Source organism: Pseudoalteromonas sp. T1lg48, from assembly GCF_002964785.1.
Taxonomy (GTDB): Bacteria; Pseudomonadota; Gammaproteobacteria; order Enterobacterales; family Alteromonadaceae; genus Pseudoalteromonas.
On record NZ_PQCC01000018.1, the window covers coordinates 181827 to 199982 of the forward strand.

The following is an 18156-nucleotide window of genomic DNA, read 5'->3' on the forward strand; positions in this document are numbered from 1 at the left end:
ATGCTATATAAATAACCTAAGCCCGTATAAGGTATTCTTATACGGGCTTTTTTATTATAGTAACTTGAAACAAGGAGAGTGTATGAAACACGTCATCTATTTATTGCTGACTCTATGTAGCACAGCCGTCTTAGCAGGACAAAGTTTCCGTTTAGCGGACGGTGATCTTGTTTATATTGGTATGAATAAGATAGAAGTACTCGATAAACTTGGTGAGCCTTTAATGAAAGATGTTCAAAGCGTAGGTGTGGATAAAGGAGAAGGTTTTGCTGGTAAGAAAACAGAAGTTTGGTCATATCGATTAGAAGGAGATATTGGCGGCGAATATCTGGTTTCGGTTACATTTAAAGGCGATAAAGCAACGAGCATTGACTCGAAGCAACGCAACCGCTGATGTGCCGCAGGGGGCAAAACATAAAAAACCGCTCAAGGAGCGGTTTTTTATGTTTGCTATATTACTATGCGCTTAGCTTAGTAAGTGGCGCTGCCCTTGGTGCGCGGGAAGGCGATGACGTCACGTACGTTGCCCATGCCGGTTACGTAGGCTACCAGGCGCTCAAAGCCTAGACCGAAACCAGAGTGTGGCACTGTACCGTAACGGCGTAAGTCGCGGTACCAGCTGTAGTCTTCTTTATTTAGACCCATTTCTTCAAGGCGGGCATCAAGTACATCCAAACGCTCTTCACGTTGTGAACCACCGATGATCTCACCAATACCAGGGGCAACCACGTCCATGGCCGCCACCGTCTTGCCGTCTTCATTTTGACGCATATAGAAGGCTTTGATATCGCGCGGGTAGTTTTTGATTACTACCGGTGCTTTAAAGTGCTCTTCTGCTAGGTAGCGTTCATGCTCTGACTGCAGGTCAACGCCCCATTCAACAGGGAACTCGAATTTTTTGCCACATTGTTTCAAGATTTCAATGGCGTCGGTGTAATCAACCTGAGCAAAATCTTTGCTAACGAACTCTTCTAAACGCGTAATGGCGGTTTTCTCAATACGCTGAGCAAAGAATTCCATATCGTCACGACGCTCTTCAAGCACCGCGGCGAATACGTATTTCAGCATGTCTTCGGCAAGCTTGGCGATGTCATTAAGGTCGGCAAAAGCCACTTCCGGCTCAACCATCCAAAACTCCGCCAGGTGGCGAGAGGTGTTTGAGTTTTCGGCACGGAAGGTCGGACCAAAGGTGTAGATCTTAGACAGTGCGCTGGCGTAAGTTTCGCCGTTCAACTGACCGGATACGGTTAGGAATGCTTCTTTACCGAAGAAGTCCTGGCTGTAATCAATCTCGCCCTTATCGGTAAGCGGCAGGTTCTGCATATCAAGTGTTGACACGCGGAACATTTCGCCGGCGCCTTCACAGTCACTGGCAGTGATGATAGGCGTGCTGATCCACATATAACCACGCTCGTGGAAGAAGCGGTGAATCGCTTGTGATAAACAGTTACGCACTCGAGTTACGGCACCAATTACATTGGTACGCGGACGCAGGTGGGCGTGCTCACGTAAATATTCGATGCTGTGACGCTTGGCCGCCATAGGGTAGGTGTCTGGGTTCTCAACCCAGCCAATTACCTCTACGGCTTCGGCTTGAATTTCATAGGCCTGGCCCTGACCGGCTGATGCAACCAGCTTACCGGTAACAGACACAGAGCAACCTGCAGTTAAACGAGTGACTTCATCATAATTATTAAGCGAATTGGGCACGACCGCTTGAATAGGATCAAAACTCGAACCGTCATGAACGGCTAAAAACGAAATACCTGCTTTTGAGTCGCGACGTGTACGCACCCAGCCTTTAATGGTGACCTGGCTGTCCACGGCAACGGCGCCTTTTAGTAGCTCGGCGATTGCTGTATGGCTCATTTTCACTCCAATGATTACTATTGCCCAAAGTGCTTAGCCATGGTTTTGAATCTTACTAAGCAGCTTTTATTATGATGTAAGTTAAGAGGCCTATCTTAACCGCGTTCGGGTGAGAAAAAAACTGTCAATTACGCTGTTTGCCGGTTAAATGCTGAAAATTGGCTGATAATTCACCTAAACTCAAATTGACGTTGATAATTAAAGGCAAACGCTTATGTTGCGAGGCGATAAGGTGAGTCCATTTGTCTTGGTCGGCTGGTGTGCGGCCATGGGATGGAGCGTATTTGTGCTGGTTTTAATACTGATCCATTATGGCCGTCCCGAACAGGATTTCGGCCTGTGGCGTTATTTAGGCGTGCAAACGCGGGATTTTTGGCTCATAAATGCAAAAAATTCTGTTTTATTGCTGCTTGGACTGTGCAGTCTGTGCGCAGTTTGTGGCATTATAAGAGCCAGAAAGATTAATAAAATGATGCATCTAGCGCCTTTATCCCTGATCGCCTTGGCGTTTTTATGTATCAGCTTCACGCTAGCCTTAGTGAGTAGTTAATGAAACAAGTGTTTATATTGCGCGGTTTGCCCGGCAGCGGCAAAACCCATTACGCGCTCAATCTCGCCGACGACCTGGTCGCAGGCGATACCAGTCAATTTGTGATTTGCAGTACCGACGATTACTTTGTCGGAGCCGGCGGGTATCAATTCGATAAACATAAACTGCCCGAATACCATAACCTTAACTTAGCGCGTTTTATTAAAGCGCTGAGCGAGGGCATTCCCTTGGTGATTGCCGATAACACTAATATCAAAAAGTGGGAATTTGTCGCCTATATCGAAGCCGCCCATGCCCTGGGTTATCAGGTTAAAGAGGTGATTGTCGGTGAGGTAAAAGACAAGGCCATGCAACATTTATATGCTCAGCGTAACACCCATAATGTGGCACTGCGCACCATAGCGAAAATGGCTTATCAGTTTGAATGGTAGGCATGAACTAAACAAATAAAAAATCCCGCATTAAGCGGGATTTTTTATGGCCTTACATGGCGTTGTATTCGTCTTCCCAGAAGAATTTCTGTTCGCCAAAGGCCGGTTTAAGATCATCCAGCCAGGTCGCCGTTTCATCGTACTTTGCAAAGAATGGACGCTGCACCCAATCCGGATTACGAGCCTGAATAAAGCGCAACACAAACACCTTTTCACCGGCGATTTCGCTCACCCCCGATACTTCGACCTTACCCGGACCAGCACTCATAGACGGACCGCGCACGGTGCGACTAACGCCGGAGATCTGCTTATAGGCTTCGCGGAAGGTTTCCCATGTCTTATACAGGGGTAACTCGAAATAGCGCTTCGCGCCGGTATCGCGTTCGATAAACATATAGTAAGGGATCATGCCCAGTTGCGTTTGCTCTTTCCACATCTCGGCCCACATATCAGGATCGGTATTGATGTTATTGAGCAGCGGCGCCTGGGTGCGAATTTGCGCCCCGGTTTTACGAATTAAGGCGATGGCTTCGCGGGTAGCCGGACTGCGCAGCTCTTGCTTATGATTTATATGAGCCATAATGGACACATGCTTTCCGGCATCCACCAGTTCTTTGAATAATGCCAGTAAGTCCTGCGCGTCTGGGTCGGTCAGATATCGGTATGGCCAAAAGGTCAATGACTTGGTGCCGATACGAATAGTACGAATATGATCAAACTCGGGCTCTTTTAACTTTTCAAGATAACCACGCAGTTTGACCGTACGCATAACCATGGGGTCGCCGCCGGTCATTAGTAGGTCGGTTACTTCGGTATGCTCGCGCAAATAACCGTGCAGCAGTTCGGTATCGTTGTTGTTAAAGCGTGTCGCTTTACCTACAAACTGCGCCCAGCGGAAGCAGAAGGTGCAGTAAGAGTGGCAGTACTGGCCCTGAGATGGAAAGAATAAGACGGTTTCTTTGTATTTATGCTGAATGCCCTCTACGCGCTCGCCGTCCAGCTCGGGGACATTCTTTTCCATTTGTCCCGCCGGATGGGGGTTAAGCTTCAGGCGAATCTCCTGGGCCAAAGTCATCACCTGTTCGGCACTGGGATTGGTTCTCTGGAGCGCCGCCATTTTCTCATATGACTCGTCGTCGAGCATACCGCGTTGGGGGAAGGTCAATTGAAAAACTGGGTCATTGGGTACCTTGTCCCAGTCGATCAATTCTTCAATGACAAAATTATTGACGCGGAAAGGGAATACGCTGGCGACCACCTTCATTTCAAAGCGCATATGCTCTGGCAGTTGGTGCAAAGCCTCGATTTTATCGATTTGGCGATGTTGATACACGGTAAACCTGGGTGGGACAAAAGCCTCCGCTGGCTGAATGTGGACGTGTTGCTGCATAGAAAGTCACTTGCTTATTGAAAAGTTTGGTACTCTAACAAAAAGCGGTGGGGAATTCCTAGCTAAATCCCGGGATTATGCGGTAATTTTCGCTATAAATGGGGTTTTTATTCACATTTACAGCAAGTTGTTTGCTTTGTGTGCAAACAAATAAAATTACCGCTTGGCCATATTCCTTTTGAACTAGTATTGTTTTTCTGCAATCGCCAGGTAAATTGCGTCACACAATGCCTCGATGTCTTGCTCCGAGCTAACAAAAGGCGGCATAAGATAGACTAATTTACCGAAGGGTCGGATCCACACCCCTTGAGTAACAAAAAAACGCTGGATCTTAGCGACATCGACCTGACTGTCGAGCTCTACCACACCAATGGCGCCCAAGGTGCGCACCGAGACAACGGCCTCGAGTTCTGTGCAGCGCATGAGCCGTTGCAGCCACAGATTGATATTACTAACCTGTTGTTGCCAATCATTTTCCTGCAATAAGTTCAGGCTGGCGTTGGCAACGGCGCAGGCCAGGGGGTTGCCCATAAAGGTGGGGCCATGCATTAAGACACCGGCTTCACCACTACAAATACCGCGCGCGACTTTATCGCTGGTTAGGGTGGCGGCTAAGGTCATATAGCCACCGGTCAAGGCCTTGCCCACACACATGATATCCGGGCTGATATCCGCATGTTCGACGGCGAAAAGCTTGCCGGTACGGCCAAATCCTGTTGCGATTTCATCACAGATCAGTAGCACATCGTATTGGTCGCACAGGGCGCGTACGGTTTTTAGATAGTGCGGGTGGTAGAAGTTCATGCCGCCGGCATTTTGCACTATGGGCTCGATGATAAAAGCGGCAACATCTTGGTGATGCTCGGCAAAGTAACTGTCTAATTGCTCGGCTTCTTGCTCGTCAAACTCGCCATTAAAGGTACTTACCGGCTGCGGAACAAAGATTTGCTCGGGTAAGAAGCCGCGATACATGCTGTGCATGGAATTAACCGGATCGCAGACGCTCATTGCCGCAAAGGTATCGCCATGATAGCCCTTGCGCGGGGTCATGATCTTATGCTTTTGTTTGTGGCCCTGGCTGAACCAATATTGCAGCGCCATTTTAATCGCCACTTCAACACTGACAGAGCCTCCGTCTGCCAGAAACACCTTATCCAAAGGTGCCGGGGTCATAGTGATCAGCTTTTTACATAATTCCACCGCCGGAGCGTGGGTTATACCGCCAAACATCACATGACTCATTTTCTCACTTTGCTCTTGCAGTGCCTTATTTAAGCTAGGGTGATTATAGCCATGCAGTGCACTCCACCACGAGGCCATGCCATCAACCAAGCTCTCGCCACTGGCTAAATGTAATCGCGTACCGCGGGCATGGGTGACTGGGTAGTTGGGCAGCGGTTTAAGCATTGAGGTATAGGGGTGCCAAATATGGTCACGGTCAAATTCGACATCAATGGGGGTAGAGTCTGTATAATTATTATCCATAGGTAAACTTCAAACATTGCAATGGCGTTGACAATACTAAGGCAACTCGTAGACTGATACAAAATAAGTTTACCGTCGATAATAAAGAGAACCCCATGCAACAGGCCGAAATTCGCCATAACTGGACTCATGAACAAGTAAAAGCACTTTTTGAAATGCCGTTTAACGATCTACTGTTTAAAGCGGCTAGCATCCATAGACAGCACTTTAACCCTAATGAGGTGCAGATCTCGACCCTGCTATCGATTAAGACTGGTGCCTGTCCGGAAGATTGCAAGTATTGTCCTCAGTCCGGCCACTATAAAACCGACCTAGAGCGCGAACGCTTGATGGAAGTGGAGAAGGTGGTAGAGCAGGCCCGTTTAGCAAAACAAAAAGGGGCGACCCGTTTTTGTATGGGCGCCGCCTGGTCAGACCCAAAAGACCGCGATATGCCGTATATCGAGAAAATGGTCCGCGAGGTTAAAGAGCTTGGCCTTGAAACCTGTATGACCCTGGGCATGCTAGATAACGATAAAGCACACCAATTACGCGATGCCGGTTTGGATTACTACAATCATAACCTGGATACCTCGCCTGAGTATTATCAACAGATCATCACCACGCGTACCTATCAGGACCGTTTAGACACCTTAGATCACGTTCGCGATGCCGGCATGAAGGTGTGTTCGGGTGGTATCGTAGGCATGGGCGAGCAGGCTAAGGACAGATACGGCCTACTGATCCAGCTTGCTAACCTGCCAAAACAGCCGGAAAGTGTGCCAATCAATATGTTGGTGAAGGTAAAGGGCACACCGCTGGAAAATGTCGACGACCTGGATCACTTTGAATTTATCCGTACCATTGCCGTGGCGCGTATTATGATGCCGAAGAGCTATGTACGTCTGTCTGCCGGTCGTACGGCCATGAACGAGCAAATGCAAAGCATGTGTTTCTTCGCCGGCGCCAACTCGATTTTCTACGGTGACAAGCTACTTACCACGGAAAACCCGGAAGCGGATACAGATATGAACCTTATTCGCAAGTTAGGCATGCGTCCGGCTCAGGGGGAAGACTATTCAGATGAAGCCTATGAAGCGTCTCTGAGCTCGGCGATTGCCGACAAGGCCGAATCCGAGCTGTTCTACGAAGCAAAATAAATGGCGTTTGACTATATACATGACGTATTAAAGGCGAGGCGGCAGCAACATTTGTTGCGCCGTCGTGTACTGGTGGAAGAAGTCAGTGCACGCAGCATTCGTGTGCAGGGGAACGACTACCTTAACTTTGCTTCGAACGACTACCTTGCTCTCGGGGATCTGCCCCTGAGTGAGCTAGCAGCCCGTTCCGGTTCCCACAGTTCTCCCTTAGTGACCGGCTATCAGCGCTGTCATCAGGCGTTGGAACAGCGCTTTTGCGATCTGCTTGGTTATCAAAGCGCCATGCTTTTTCCCAGTGGCTTTAGTGCCAATATCAGTGTGTTAAAAGCGCTGTTTGCCGAGAGTAATGATGCCTTGATTGTGCAGGATAAGCTTAATCATGCCAGCTTGATCGACGGCGGCCTGCAAGCCAATGCCGCCATGCAACGCTTTAACCATAACAACCTAAGCCACTTACAGGCTCGCTTGAGTAAATCCAAGGCGAGTAACAAACTGGTGGTCAGTGAAGGGGTGTTTTCGATGGACGGCGATTGCGCGCCGGTCGATGACCTTCATGCCCTGTGTCGTGCCCATGATGCCTGGTTTATGCTTGATGACGCCCATGGTTTTGGCGTACTCGGTGAGGGCTTAGGCTCAGCGGTTAAGGGTAATACTCGCCCAGATATTCTGGTGATCACCTTCGGTAAGGCGCTGGCCAGCCATGGCGCCGTGGTGTTGGCATCAACGCCCGTGATAGAGCTACTGCTGCAGGGTAATCGCGATTATATCTATTCCACCTCTATCTCGCCCATGCAGTGTGCCATTACCGAGCAGCGTTTGACGCAATTACTTAATGCGAAGGCACTGCGTCAGCAATTGCAAAGTAATATCGCTTATTTTAGAGAGCGATGTGCACAGTCGTCTTTGGCATTAATGGAATCGCAGACGCCGATACAGCCGCTGATTGTGGGTGATAGCGAAAGCGCCTTGCAGATGCAAACCGATTTACGTGAGCAGGGGATCTGGCTCAGTGCCATCCGCCCGCCTACGGTTGCCCATAATACCGCGCGTTTACGTATTACCTTGACCGCGGCCCATCAACAGCAGGACATAGACACCCTGGTCAAGGCCCTGGAGTCCTGTAGATGAGCGTGGCGTTAAAGCAACAAACACAATCGCATTTTTCTAAGGCGGCGTGTCGCTATCAGCACCATGCCCGCGTTCAGGGCAGTGCCAGCGACGTGCTATTGGCGCGACTGGCACAGCGGCCATTAGGACTGTGTTTGGATTTAGGGGCAGGGCCCGGCGTTAACAGTGCGGCCCTTGCGGCGCAAAGTGATGCGCTTATCGCCCTGGATTTATCCTCATCGATGCTGGCGCAAATACGTACACCCAGCGTTAAAATCTGTGCCGATATGGATGCGCTGCCTTTGCAAGCTAATAGCCTGGACACTGTATTTAGCAATTTTGCCATGCAATGGTCGAGTGATATAAACATCGTCATGCGCGAGCTTTATCGTGTGCTCAGGCCAAAGGGGCGCGCTTATCTGGCCATCGTTGCCGCCGACTCTTTGGTTGAGGTTAAAAGCGCCTTTGCCAGTATTGGTCGTGAGGCCATTAATCATTTCGCTACCTTGGAAGAAATGGGCATGGCGGCACAAAATGCCGGCTTCAAGATAAACTGGCAGCAACAATTGCCCTTGTTCGACATCTATGAAAGTGCGAAGGAAGCCCTAAAAAGCCTCTCTGCCATAGGTGCGAACAGCGCCGAGCAGGGCCATAAGGCACTGACTAAAGGCGAGTACGCTCAGATATTAAAGTACTTAGAGGGCGACAAACCCGAAGTCGCCGTAAGTTATAACGTGGCCTTTTTGGAACTCATTAAATGAAACAATTTTTTATTACCGCCACGGACACCGATGCCGGTAAAACTCATGTGACCAGCCTTTTGCTTAAACTGGCGGTACAACATAAGCGTAAGGCCTTAGGCTTTAAACCCATTGCCGCCGGTGCCGAGCACGCCTTTGGTCGTCTGGTGAACACCGATGCCTTAACCTTAATCGAAAGCGGCAATACTCAGGCTTTGTACGAGCAGGTGAACCCCTTTATTTATGAGCCGCCCATCGCTCCCCATATTGCTGCGGAGCAACAGGGAGAGCAGATCACCCTGGCCAAGCTAGACAGGGCCTATGAAGAGATCAGTGCCTTGGACGTTGACATCCTGCTCACCGAAGGAGCCGGTGGTTGGCTGTTGCCTATTAATGACCACGAATTACTCAGTGACTGGGTGGCGGCAGCCAACCTGCCGGTGATCCTGGTGGTGGGCATGAAACTGGGCTGTTTAAATCATGCCCTATTAACCATGGCTTCCTTGCAACAGTGTGGGGTCGAGGTCGCAGGTTGGATTGCCAATCAGGTAGACCCAGAGATGGCGCAATACGATGCTAACCTCGCGACCTTAAAGGCACGTTTGCCGGTACCCATGTTGGCGGAAAGCCCGTACAGCGAGGGAACGCCAAAATTACGCGTTCACGGCGCCTTAATGGATGTGTTGGCGCTGCGCTAGCCCCTGCGTATCCCCCTGAGCGCTGTTACAACTATTTACAATTGTTCATGAAGCTATGTCTTGATGCCGTCATAGTTAGCCTATATATAGAACTCATGGCCAGAGTGATGCTATCCATTATGGGTCAAGGTCAACCCTAAGGGAGGACCCCTAATGAATAATCTTACTCGATTGGAGAATGAAGTATGAAACGTGTTGTGCTGTTTTTATTGACCAACCTGGCAGTGATGCTGGTGCTCGGGGTGGTGTTATCGATTATTTTTGCTGTTTTTGGTATTTCTTCACGCAGCATGGGCGGTATCCTGACCATCGCCGCGGTATTCGGCTTTGGCGGCGCATTTATTTCTTTAGCCATGTCTAAATGGATCGCCAAGCGCTCCACCGGCGCCTATGTGATAGAACACGCCCGCACCGACACAGAGCAATGGCTGGTTGCGACCGTGGCCGAGCAGGCTCAGCAGCGCGGCATTAAAATGCCCGAGGTAGCCATTTACGATAGCCCTGAGATCAACGCCTTTGCTACCGGCCCATCAAAAAATAACGCCCTGGTTGCGGTCAGCAGCGGTCTGCTGCATAACATGACCAAGGATGAAGCCCAGGCGGTGCTGGCGCACGAGGTCTCACATGTTGCCAACGGCGATATGGTGACCCTGACCCTGATCCAAGGCGTGGTAAATACCTTTGTGATCTTCCTGGCCAAGGTGCTAGCCGGTGTGGTGGATAACTTCCTAAGCGGCAACGAAGAAGAGAGCGGCCCAAGCTGGACGTATTTCCTCTTTGATATGCTGTTTCAAATCCTCTTTGGCGTGCTGGCCTCCGTGGTTGTTGCCTACTTCAGCCGTAAACGTGAATATGCCGCCGACCGAGGTGCAGCAGAACTAGTTGGCGCTAATAAGATGCGTGCCGCACTGGAACGTTTAAAAGGGAACCGTGAGTCGCAATTAGAAGGTTCAATGATGGCCTTTGGTATCGCCTCAGGGCGTTCAATTGGGGAGTTGTTTGCATCGCACCCACCACTGGATTCGCGTATCAACGCATTAAAGTAATGAAATACCAATTCACTTAAATAGCTAATCATTCTAGCGGGCTAAACATCGTGCTCACCGCGTTGGATTTTTTCTATGTAGAATAACTACATAAGAAAAATTCCGTCTTGTGATCACATCATTTATCCAGCGCTATATCTGATTTAATACTTAACAGAATTGGTATAAAAAAGGGCCAAAAGGCCCTTTTTTATCGATTTTAATTGCTCGCTTGTTCGCGCGCTTGCTGATTGGGCAGCAGTTGCTCGACGATTTCCCTGGCCGACAGGGTATAACGCACCCCGTCAAACATCACCGACGTATACTCGTCGATGCCGGTGATCCCCGTCAATGTCCATCCCTCACCGCGTTGTGGGCAGTAGACTGTGGTGGTAGGAGGCACCATGATGAATTGTTCTTGGCTCATGCTGTTGCTATTTTTAAACTTGCCGATAGCGCTAGTTTAAGGCAATAATCCGACAACTCAACCTCTGCTCCACAAGTTTAATGATTTATTGCCCAGAAGGCTCGCTGACACTGCGACCTGTACGCCATAAAGATGCGAGGGACCTTTATGCGTTACTTACACATCCCGAGGTAGTTCGTTACAACGATTATGCCGCGCCCTCAAAACAACAGGTGCGAGACATTATTCAAGGCGATATTGAGCTTTTACTTACGACTCAAGGAGTGCGTATGGCCATCGTTTATCAAGGGCAGCTAATAGGCAGTTGTGGGATTTATGACGCCCATACTCAGGTCGCGAAAATAGGCTATGAACTCCACCCCGGGTTTTGGGGGCGAGGTTTGATGTATCAGGCCTTGTCTTTGCTCTTGGCCCAGGGTGGGCAATATATGAGTGCGGGGGTAACGACCCTTGAGGCCCAGGTGCACAGGGATAATTTACGCAGTATTAAGCTGCTAAACCGCCTCGGGTTTGTATTTGTTGAGCAAGGCCGCTATCGCTTACCCTGGAAAGTACACACTTAGCGAGAAGGGAGAGTAGATCTCGCTTTAGAGCAGGGCAATCTTGGCACTGAGACGGCGGACCAGGGTTGAGACATCTGGGTGTTCACAATTGAGCCCTTCAATCAGGGTCATAAAGTAGCAATCCATCATGGCAGCGGCCCGCACCTCGTCATATTGCCGAGTACCATCGAATAACAGCTTTTTAAACTCTTCCATTTGCGCACTAAAAAATGCGCCTTGCCATACCAAGCCTTGCAACAAAGACTTACTGAATTCGATGTGCTGCAGATAAAACCGATAGAGGTGTTGTGCGTAGTGGCGCATTTTCAACTTTGGCAGTTCAAACGTATCCTCATGCTTGGCCTTGGCAATTACCTCATCGATGTGCATCAGCATCAGCTGGCGCAGCAAATCATCTTTATTTTCAAAGTGGGTGAATAGGGTGCCGTTGGCAACCTGGGCAGTTTTGGCGATATCGCGTGTAGAAGTAGCTGCAAAACCGCGCTCCTGAAATAATCGCCAGGCCGCACTCATGATACGTTCGCGAGTTAATTGTTTTTTGCTTGTTACTTCTTTATTGCTCACAAAACACCTGTTTTAAAACTGGAAATGAGCGCGCTCAATTTTAAAATCGTTAAGGAAAACAGCATGAAATCAATTACTAACCTTGCCACCTGGGCTTTTGGCTATATCTTATTTATGCCATTTATCATTTTTTATAGTTATATCCTAGGTCCTATACTCAAAGCAATTTTACTGCCTGGCGGTTTAACCCTCTTGACGCTTATTTTAGGCCCCAAAGAGACGATAAGGGCGTGGCGAGACGCTAACGCATCGGGTCAAAATAGCAAGTCCCGATAACACCATTTTATCCGCCAACTTGGCATGCTTTTTAGCTGGCTTTTTTGTATAATGCGCCGCAACTTATGTTGGCAAATGGCCAACCGCGGTGTGCTGGCGTACCCCTCAAGTCAATTGTGCTTGGTGCCGGCGCGGTTAAACTGCAGTTAAACTAGTATCGTTATTGACCCGAGGAGTAACAATGAAAGTAGGTATTATTATGGGTTCCAAGTCTGATTGGCCCACTATGCAACATGCAGCGGATATGTTGGATAAATTTGGCATTGACTATGAAACCAAGGTGGTATCGGCACACCGTACTCCTCAATTATTGGCAGACTATGCCTCATCAGCCGCCGAGCGTGGCATCAAGGTCATTATCGCCGGTGCCGGCGGTGCGGCTCACCTACCGGGTATGGCTGCTGCCTTCACTTCATTGCCTGTATTAGGCGTACCGGTAAAATCTAAAGCCTTAAACGGTGTTGATTCCTTGCTATCTATTTGCCAAATGCCTAAGGGCGTAGCCGTGGGCACTTTAGCCATTGGTGATCCGGGTGCCGCCAATGCTGGTTTGTTAGCGGCACAAATCTTAGGTTGTCAGCAGCCAGAGTTATTGGCAAAAATCGATGCTTTCCGCAAAGAGCAAACCGATACCGTTTTAGCTAACCCTAACCCAGCTGAATAAGGGGTAGGCTTCAATGAAAATGTTAGTGCTTGGGGCAGGACAGTTAGCGCGAATGATGGCGCTGGTTGGTGCCCCCTTGGATATTCATATCTATGCCTATGATGTAGGGTCAAAGCAGGTCGTTCACCCTGTTACAGGTGAAAATTATGGTTTAACACTGGAGCAGGCGATTGCCGAGAGCGAACGCATTACCGCCGAATTCGAACACATTCCTGCTGATGTATTAGCCCTGTGTGAGCAAAGTGGTAAGTTCTTCCCAGGGAAAGAGGCCATTGCCTGTGGTGGTGATCGTGCCAAAGAAAAAGCCTTGTTGGAGCGTGCCGGTGTTCCGAGCGCACCTTATGTGTTGGTAACCGAGCGCAGCCACTTCGATAAAGCCATCACCGAGTTGTCGTTACCTTTGGTGATTAAAACCTGTCAAGCGGGATACGATGGTAAGGGTCAATGGCGCCTAAAAGACGCCGCGGATGCGGACACTATCTGGGCTGAAATGGTCGAGTTTTTACAAAAGGATGCGCATCACAGCATTATTTGCGAAAAGATGATCCCGTTTGAGCGCGAAGTATCTGTGATTGGTGCCCGAGACCACCAAGGTAACGTGGCCATCTATCCGGTAACCGAAAACGAACATACCAATGGCGTACTGACTCTGTCCGTGGCCGGTTTGGTAAATGACAGTGTGCAGCAGCAAGCCATTGATGCCTATCGCAAATTGGCTAATGAGCTTGACTATGTTGGGGTATTGGCCATTGAGTTCTTCGACGTCGACGGCCAGCTTCTCGTTAACGAAATAGCCCCTCGCGTGCACAACTCAGGGCACTGGACGCAACAGGGTGCCTACAGCTGTCAGTTTGAAAACCATGTGCGTGCCGTAGCCGGTCTTCCTTTAGGCGATACCGAGTTATTGCGCCCAAGCGCGATGATCAATGTGCTGGGTCAGGCGGCTATACCGGTCGAGGTGCTAAGCGTTGCGCAAACCCGCAGCCATTGGTATGGCAAGGGTGTGAAGCCGGGTCGTAAGATGGGCCATATTAATGTTAGCGCCGATACTCTGCATGCCTTGGGTGAACGTCTGGTGGCCTTAGCCGAGCATCTTCCCGAGGAGCAATACCCGGGCGTCGCGGCCATGGCGCAGCGACTGATCCTTAATTAAGGTCCAATCAGTGTAAACAAAAAAGCCGAGCAACTGCTCGGCTTTTTTACCTCTTTTAATTCCAAAGTCAAATGCTTAACTGTTACCATGGCACTCTTGTACCAATTTTATTAATGCAATTGGTCGTAGGATTTTTCGTCAGCTTATATGGAACCTAGTATGACAGCACAATATCGGGCTTTTTCTTGTGTCGCGGCGTTATTTCTTGCCACGAGCGGTATCGGTGTTAGCGCCAACACCTCATCAGTACCCGAACCCCAAGCCACGCCAAGCATACGCATTGCCACCTTTAATGTGAGTATGGACGGCTCTAATTACAGTAAAAACTTTTCCTCACTAACCGAGTCCCCATTACCGAAATTACTGGCCGAGGGCAGCCACCCGCAAATCCACAATATCGCCACCATTATCCAGGCGGTGCGCCCGGATGTGATTTTACTTAATGAATTTGATTTCACCGGCGACTGGCAAAAAAACGTGGCGCTGTTTCAGCAGCATTTTCTCGGCCAGGAACATGGCGATTACCAGGGCATTAGTTACCAACACAGTTATGCTGCACCAGTGAATACGGGTATTGCCAGTGACTATGACTTCGATGGGGATGGTAAAAAGACCGGCATTGCCGGTGATGCCTATGGTTTTGGCTTTATCCGGGCCAATATGGCATGCTGTTGTTGAGCCGCTATGCCATCGACACCGATACGGTACGCACTTTCCAGCAGTTGCCATGGCACACGCAAACAGACGCCGTGGCACCCACACTCAAGGGGCAAGCCTTCTATGATCAGCAAACCTGGCAGGCGGCGCGCCTAAGTTCAAAGTCGTTTTGGGATATTCCGCTGGTGGTTGCGGACCAACGCCTGCATATTCTTGCCTCGCACCCAACGCCGCCGGTGTTTGATGGACCGGAAGATAGAAATGGTTTACGCAATTATGCCGAGATTAAGTTACTGGCAGATTATATCGCCAGCGATGCCCCAGCTTATCTTGTTGATGATAAGGGACAAGTTGGCGGTCTTAGAGGTGCAGGGCGATTTGTAATCCTTGGCGACCTAAACGCTGCTCCGCAAGGGCCAAAGGCTCGCCCAGCGGCCATTAACCAGGTGTTGAATCACCCAAAGGTTGATAGCAGTGTAGCGCCTCAAAGTAAGGGCGGTGCCGAGTCTGCAACCGAGCCCTATGCTAAATACTATACCGCCAGTTGGCAGGCCCGCGCTGATTATGTGTTGCCGTCTAAGCATGGCCTGCGTCCGCTCGGTGGTGGTGTTTACTGGCCGTCAAAAGGCGAACCAGGCTATGAGCTGGTGCGAGATAGAAAGCTTTCTTCGGATCATCGTTTAGTTTGGCTGGATGTGCAGATACTTACAAATGAATAAGCGTAATTGTTCAAATTATGGTCTATATTTATAGGGAACAGGTTCATAGCTTGTTTTATTGCTAGCGCAGAGTTTTGGTCAGCAAGACTTGCTGACCTTTTTTTGCGTTGTTATTCGCCTTGTTAAGCGCGTATTTAATCTAAAACACCTGTCTTTATTGCCGAGTTTTTGCTTAAATCTTGGCACCTGCAATTTCAATACTAATAATTATGTTTCATAAAACTGTGCTAGCGGCCACCATAGCTTCTAGCTTTATCCTCGCGGGCTGTCAAAGCACGGCGTCACAAACTGTGGCACCGACTAGCGTAGAGTCCAGCACGATTGAAAAACAACAAGTATCGACCCCTGCTAAACCTGGCTCTCTCGCCATTACCCTAGAGCAGGCAATGGCTCACCCTGACTGGTTGGGTAATCAGCCGGAAGGGGCTTTTTGGCGCGCCGACTCGGGTGCGGTGATTTATAAGCAGAAACAGCAGGGCAATGAACTAAGAGATCATTTTGTTCAAGTGCTTGGTGAAGATGCCGCCGTGGTGCCTTTAAAAGAGCTTCATACCCTGGGCGATGACGCTGCGGTAATGAGCAAAGATAAACGTCTTCAGGCCTATGTTTTTGAAGGGGATATCTTTGTTAAGGATATGGTTAACAATACCCTGATCCAAATTACCAAAACCTCTGCCTTCGAATCTAAGCCACAGTTTTTAAACGATAACTCTTTGGTATACAGAGTCGGTAACCTGTTTATGCAGGTTGATTTAAATACAGGTCAACGCAGCGAGCTGGTCAATCTAAAGCTTGAAGACAAGCCGGTGAAGGTAAGCGAGCCGACCAGCTACATAGCTAAAGAGCAGCATAAGCTGATCGACTATGTGGCCTTGCAGTTAAAGAATAAAAAAGATGCCGCCGCGCGCCAACAAGCGCTGCTGGATGAAAATGACGCGGTAGTGGATGCCAGTATCTATCTCGGCGAGAACAAACGTTTAGTTGACGCGCAGTTGTCTCCCGATGGTTCTAAGCTGATTGTGGCCTTGACCGACACCCGTAGCTGGCGTGGTGAAAGCGACATCATGCCTAATTACATCACCGATGATGCGGGCATTGATGCCGTACCCGCACGCCGTCGAGTGGCCGATGCTAAGCCACAGGAAACTGAGCTGGTTTATATCGATCTCGATAATAAGCAAAAGTCGACCCTGACCTACAATACTTTACCGGGCTGGGATGAAGACGTGTTGGCCGAGGTCAAAGCGGAAAACTACGCACGCGAAGGCAAAAAGTACATTTCTGAAAAGAAGCGTCGTGAAATCAATTTGATGATGGACTGGGGCTGGGAGCAAAGCGCCATTCAGTGGAACAACGCCGGTACCCAGGTAGCCGTGATGCTTGAAGCCTGGGATAACAAAGACCGCTGGATAGCCACCGTTGATTTCAAGGGTAAAAAACTGGTTAATCAGCACCGTTTGCACGACGATGCATGGGTTAACTACACCTTCAATGACTTCGGCTGGTTTAATAACAGCGATACCCTGTATTACCTATCGGAGCAATCTGGTTACAGCCATATCTACACCAAGCCGCTGGATGGTAAGGCGACTCAACGCACCCGTGGTGCGTTTGAGGTTTCAAACCTGACCCTGAGCGACGATGATGCCTACTTGTACTTTAAGGGCAATAAAAAGCACCCAGGTATTTATGAAATCTATCGTCTGGCGTTACAAGGCGGTGAGGTTGAAGCGCTGACCGATCTAAATGGCATGACGGACTATGTCCTTAGCCCGGATCAAAGCAAGCTGTTGCTGACGCACTCGACCATAATGAATCCGCCTGAGCTATTTGTGATGGACGCGGCCCCTAAGGCCGAGGTAACGCAACTGACTCACACGGTATCCGAGCAGTTTAAGGCCACCAAACTAGTAGCGCCGCAAATTGTTGCCGTACCATCAAGCCACGGCGAGCAGCCTGTGTATGCCAAGGTGTATTACCCAAGCGACTATCAAGAAGGTGAAAGCGGTAAGACCCGTAAGGCGGTGATCTTCAACCATGGTGCCGGTTATCTACAAAACTCCCACTTTGGTTGGTCCGGTTATTTCCGTGAATTTATGTTCCATTCATTACTGGCCAGCGAAGGCTACGTAGTCATGGATATGGATTACCGGGCATCAAAAGGCTATGGCCGTGACTGGCGTACCGCCATTTATCGTCAGATGGGCACACCAGAAACTCAGGATTTGCTGGACGGTATTCAATGGATGGCCGAGCATGCCAACGTTGATACAGGCGCCGTGGGCACCTATGGTGGCTCATACGGTGGCTTTATGACCTTTATGGCCTTATTCACCGCGCCAGATGCATTCCAGGCCGGTGCGGCACTGCGCCCGGTCAGCGACTGGGCTCATTATAATGCGCCATACACCTCGAACATTCTTAACCATCCGGATGTGGATCCCATCGCCTATGAGCGCAGCTCGCCGATTTATTTCGCCGAGGGTCTGCAAAAGCCATTGCTGATCAACGCGCCCATGGTGGATGATAATGTGTTCTTCCAGGACGTGGTGCGTCTGGTACAGCGTTTTATTGAGCTGGAAAAAGAAAACTTCGAGACGGCCATCTTCCCGGTGGAGCCGCACGGCTTTATCCAGCCTTCAAGCTGGTTAGACGAATACCGTCGTATTCATAAGCTGTTTAAAGAAAACCTGTAGTGG

Annotated in this window: 20 protein-coding genes; 15 read left to right on the top strand and 5 right to left on the bottom strand. The window is 49.5% G+C overall.

Annotated elements, in window-relative coordinates; all coding sequences use genetic code 11:
- The first annotated feature begins 82 nt into the window (after window positions 1–82).
- Window positions 83–394 carry a DUF2845 domain-containing protein gene (locus C2M29_RS10120; protein WP_105189667.1) on the top strand — a complete coding sequence of 104 codons (312 nt, stop codon included), beginning with the start codon at window positions 83–85 and terminating at the stop codon, window positions 392–394.
- Between the two features lie 77 nt (window positions 395–471).
- Here C2M29_RS10120 and asnS read toward each other — a convergent pair whose 3' ends face one another.
- The gene (gene asnS / locus C2M29_RS10125) at window positions 472–1869 is read right to left on the bottom strand and encodes an asparagine--tRNA ligase (protein ID WP_105189668.1); all 1398 of its coding nucleotides are present in this window, start codon (window positions 1867–1869) and stop codon (window positions 472–474) included.
- Between the two features lie 214 nt (window positions 1870–2083).
- Between asnS and C2M29_RS10130 the strand changes: the two genes are divergently transcribed.
- Together C2M29_RS10130 and C2M29_RS10135 are read left to right on the top strand one after the other, a co-directional pair.
- Window positions 2084–2419, top strand: a complete 336-nt coding sequence (locus tag C2M29_RS10130; RefSeq protein WP_105189669.1) for a hypothetical protein — start codon at window positions 2084–2086, stop codon at window positions 2417–2419.
- A complete protein-coding gene (locus tag C2M29_RS10135) occupies window positions 2419–2850 on the top strand; it encodes an ATP-binding protein (RefSeq protein ID WP_105189670.1) in 432 nt (143 codons plus the stop codon). Before C2M29_RS10130 ends, C2M29_RS10135 begins: the two co-directional genes overlap by 1 nt.
- Before the next feature lie 52 nt (window positions 2851–2902).
- On the opposite strand, the gene C2M29_RS10140 is transcribed toward C2M29_RS10135, so the two are convergent.
- Together C2M29_RS10140 and bioA are read right to left on the bottom strand one after the other, a co-directional pair.
- Complete coding sequence (locus tag C2M29_RS10140; RefSeq protein WP_105189671.1) at window positions 2903–4240, bottom strand: KamA family radical SAM protein; 1338 nt, start codon at window positions 4238–4240, stop codon at window positions 2903–2905.
- A 183-nt stretch (window positions 4241–4423) separates the two neighbouring features.
- Window positions 4424–5725, bottom strand: a complete 1302-nt coding sequence (bioA, locus tag C2M29_RS10145) for an adenosylmethionine--8-amino-7-oxononanoate transaminase (protein ID WP_105189672.1) — start codon at window positions 5723–5725, stop codon at window positions 4424–4426.
- Window positions 5726–5820: 95 nt separating this feature from the next.
- On the opposite strand from bioA, the gene bioB reads away from it, so the two are divergent.
- The 5 genes from bioB to htpX all read left to right on the top strand — a co-directional run bounded on the left by bioB (window position 5821) and on the right by htpX (window position 10455).
- A complete protein-coding gene (gene bioB, locus C2M29_RS10150) occupies window positions 5821–6864 on the top strand; it encodes a biotin synthase BioB (protein WP_105189673.1) in 1044 nt (347 codons plus the stop codon).
- Entirely contained in the window at window positions 6865–7992 is a 1128-nt protein-coding gene (locus C2M29_RS10155) for an aminotransferase class I/II-fold pyridoxal phosphate-dependent enzyme (RefSeq protein WP_105189674.1), read from the top strand.
- On the top strand, window positions 7989–8732 hold the full coding sequence (locus C2M29_RS10160; RefSeq protein ID WP_105189675.1) for a methyltransferase domain-containing protein: 744 nt from the start codon (window positions 7989–7991) through the stop codon (window positions 8730–8732). The genes C2M29_RS10155 and C2M29_RS10160 overlap by 4 nt, the downstream gene beginning before the upstream one ends.
- Window positions 8729–9409 (top strand): dethiobiotin synthase, encoded by a 681-nt coding sequence (bioD, locus tag C2M29_RS10165; RefSeq protein ID WP_105189676.1) that lies wholly within the window; start codon window positions 8729–8731, stop codon window positions 9407–9409. Before C2M29_RS10160 ends, bioD begins: the two co-directional genes overlap by 4 nt.
- Before the next feature lie 185 nt (window positions 9410–9594).
- On the top strand, window positions 9595–10455 hold the full coding sequence (gene htpX / locus C2M29_RS10170) for a protease HtpX (protein ID WP_105189677.1): 861 nt from the start codon (window positions 9595–9597) through the stop codon (window positions 10453–10455).
- Between the two features lie 199 nt (window positions 10456–10654).
- Here the strand turns inward: htpX and C2M29_RS10175 are convergent, their stop codons facing one another.
- On the bottom strand, window positions 10655–10861 hold the full coding sequence (locus C2M29_RS10175; RefSeq protein ID WP_105189678.1) for a hypothetical protein: 207 nt from the start codon (window positions 10859–10861) through the stop codon (window positions 10655–10657).
- A gap of 80 nt (window positions 10862–10941) precedes the next feature.
- Here C2M29_RS10175 and C2M29_RS10180 point away from each other — a divergent pair, with 80 nt between their 5' ends.
- The gene (locus C2M29_RS10180) at window positions 10942–11424 is read left to right on the top strand and encodes a GNAT family N-acetyltransferase (RefSeq protein WP_105189679.1); all 483 of its coding nucleotides are present in this window, start codon (window positions 10942–10944) and stop codon (window positions 11422–11424) included.
- A gap of 24 nt (window positions 11425–11448) precedes the next feature.
- On the opposite strand, the gene C2M29_RS10185 is transcribed toward C2M29_RS10180, so the two are convergent.
- On the bottom strand, window positions 11449–11988 hold the full coding sequence (locus tag C2M29_RS10185) for a TetR/AcrR family transcriptional regulator (RefSeq protein WP_233998401.1): 540 nt from the start codon (window positions 11986–11988) through the stop codon (window positions 11449–11451).
- Window positions 11989–12051: 63 nt separating this feature from the next.
- Between C2M29_RS10185 and C2M29_RS10190 the strand changes: the two genes are divergently transcribed.
- The 6 genes from C2M29_RS10190 to C2M29_RS10210 all read left to right on the top strand — a co-directional run bounded on the left by C2M29_RS10190 (window position 12052) and on the right by C2M29_RS10210 (window position 18153).
- Window positions 12052–12264 (top strand): hypothetical protein, encoded by a 213-nt coding sequence (locus C2M29_RS10190; RefSeq protein WP_105189680.1) that lies wholly within the window; start codon window positions 12052–12054, stop codon window positions 12262–12264.
- 181 nt (window positions 12265–12445) lie between these two features.
- Window positions 12446–12928, top strand: a complete 483-nt coding sequence (gene purE, locus C2M29_RS10195) for a 5-(carboxyamino)imidazole ribonucleotide mutase (RefSeq protein ID WP_105189681.1) — start codon at window positions 12446–12448, stop codon at window positions 12926–12928.
- A 13-nt stretch (window positions 12929–12941) separates the two neighbouring features.
- Window positions 12942–14081, top strand: a complete 1140-nt coding sequence (locus tag C2M29_RS10200) for a 5-(carboxyamino)imidazole ribonucleotide synthase (RefSeq protein ID WP_105189682.1) — start codon at window positions 12942–12944, stop codon at window positions 14079–14081.
- 159 nt (window positions 14082–14240) lie between these two features.
- A complete protein-coding gene (locus tag C2M29_RS16730; protein WP_233998402.1) occupies window positions 14241–14759 on the top strand; it encodes an endonuclease/exonuclease/phosphatase family protein in 519 nt (172 codons plus the stop codon).
- On the top strand, window positions 14747–15457 hold the full coding sequence (locus C2M29_RS16735) for an endonuclease/exonuclease/phosphatase family protein (RefSeq protein ID WP_233998403.1): 711 nt from the start codon (window positions 14747–14749) through the stop codon (window positions 15455–15457). Before C2M29_RS16730 ends, C2M29_RS16735 begins: the two co-directional genes overlap by 13 nt.
- Before the next feature lie 209 nt (window positions 15458–15666).
- Window positions 15667–18153 carry a S9 family peptidase gene (locus C2M29_RS10210; protein WP_105189683.1) on the top strand — a complete coding sequence of 829 codons (2487 nt, stop codon included), beginning with the start codon at window positions 15667–15669 and terminating at the stop codon, window positions 18151–18153.
- The last annotated feature ends 3 nt before the right edge of the window (window positions 18154–18156 follow it).

Bases quoted from the DNA above. Each gene is read 5' to 3' on its own strand.
- C2M29_RS10135 (WP_105189670.1), top strand. From the start codon at position 2,419: ATGAAACAAGTGTTTATATTGCGCGGTTTGCCCGGCAGCGGCAAAACC.
- asnS (WP_105189668.1), bottom strand. From the start codon at position 1,869: ATGAGCCATACAGCAATCGCCGAGCTACTAAAAGGCGCCGTTGCCGTG.
- C2M29_RS10130 (WP_105189669.1), top strand. From the start codon at position 2,084: ATGTTGCGAGGCGATAAGGTGAGTCCATTTGTCTTGGTCGGCTGGTGT.
- C2M29_RS10200 (WP_105189682.1), top strand. From the start codon at position 12,942: ATGAAAATGTTAGTGCTTGGGGCAGGACAGTTAGCGCGAATGATGGCG.
- C2M29_RS10190 (WP_105189680.1), top strand. From the start codon at position 12,052: ATGAAATCAATTACTAACCTTGCCACCTGGGCTTTTGGCTATATCTTA.
- C2M29_RS10140 (WP_105189671.1), bottom strand. From the start codon at position 4,240: ATGCAGCAACACGTCCACATTCAGCCAGCGGAGGCTTTTGTCCCACCC.
- C2M29_RS10155 (WP_105189674.1), top strand. From the start codon at position 6,865: ATGGCGTTTGACTATATACATGACGTATTAAAGGCGAGGCGGCAGCAA.
- bioA (WP_105189672.1), bottom strand. From the start codon at position 5,725: ATGGATAATAATTATACAGACTCTACCCCCATTGATGTCGAATTTGAC.
- C2M29_RS10120 (WP_105189667.1), top strand. From the start codon at position 83: ATGAAACACGTCATCTATTTATTGCTGACTCTATGTAGCACAGCCGTC.
- C2M29_RS16735 (WP_233998403.1), top strand. From the start codon at position 14,747: ATGCTGTTGTTGAGCCGCTATGCCATCGACACCGATACGGTACGCACT.
- C2M29_RS10160 (WP_105189675.1), top strand. From the start codon at position 7,989: ATGAGCGTGGCGTTAAAGCAACAAACACAATCGCATTTTTCTAAGGCG.
- purE (WP_105189681.1), top strand. From the start codon at position 12,446: ATGAAAGTAGGTATTATTATGGGTTCCAAGTCTGATTGGCCCACTATG.
- bioB (WP_105189673.1), top strand. From the start codon at position 5,821: ATGCAACAGGCCGAAATTCGCCATAACTGGACTCATGAACAAGTAAAA.
- C2M29_RS10210 (WP_105189683.1), top strand. From the start codon at position 15,667: ATGTTTCATAAAACTGTGCTAGCGGCCACCATAGCTTCTAGCTTTATC.
- C2M29_RS10180 (WP_105189679.1), top strand. From the start codon at position 10,942: ATGATTTATTGCCCAGAAGGCTCGCTGACACTGCGACCTGTACGCCAT.
- C2M29_RS16730 (WP_233998402.1), top strand. From the start codon at position 14,241: ATGACAGCACAATATCGGGCTTTTTCTTGTGTCGCGGCGTTATTTCTT.
- htpX (WP_105189677.1), top strand. From the start codon at position 9,595: ATGAAACGTGTTGTGCTGTTTTTATTGACCAACCTGGCAGTGATGCTG.
- C2M29_RS10175 (WP_105189678.1), bottom strand. From the start codon at position 10,861: ATGAGCCAAGAACAATTCATCATGGTGCCTCCTACCACCACAGTCTAC.
- bioD (WP_105189676.1), top strand. From the start codon at position 8,729: ATGAAACAATTTTTTATTACCGCCACGGACACCGATGCCGGTAAAACT.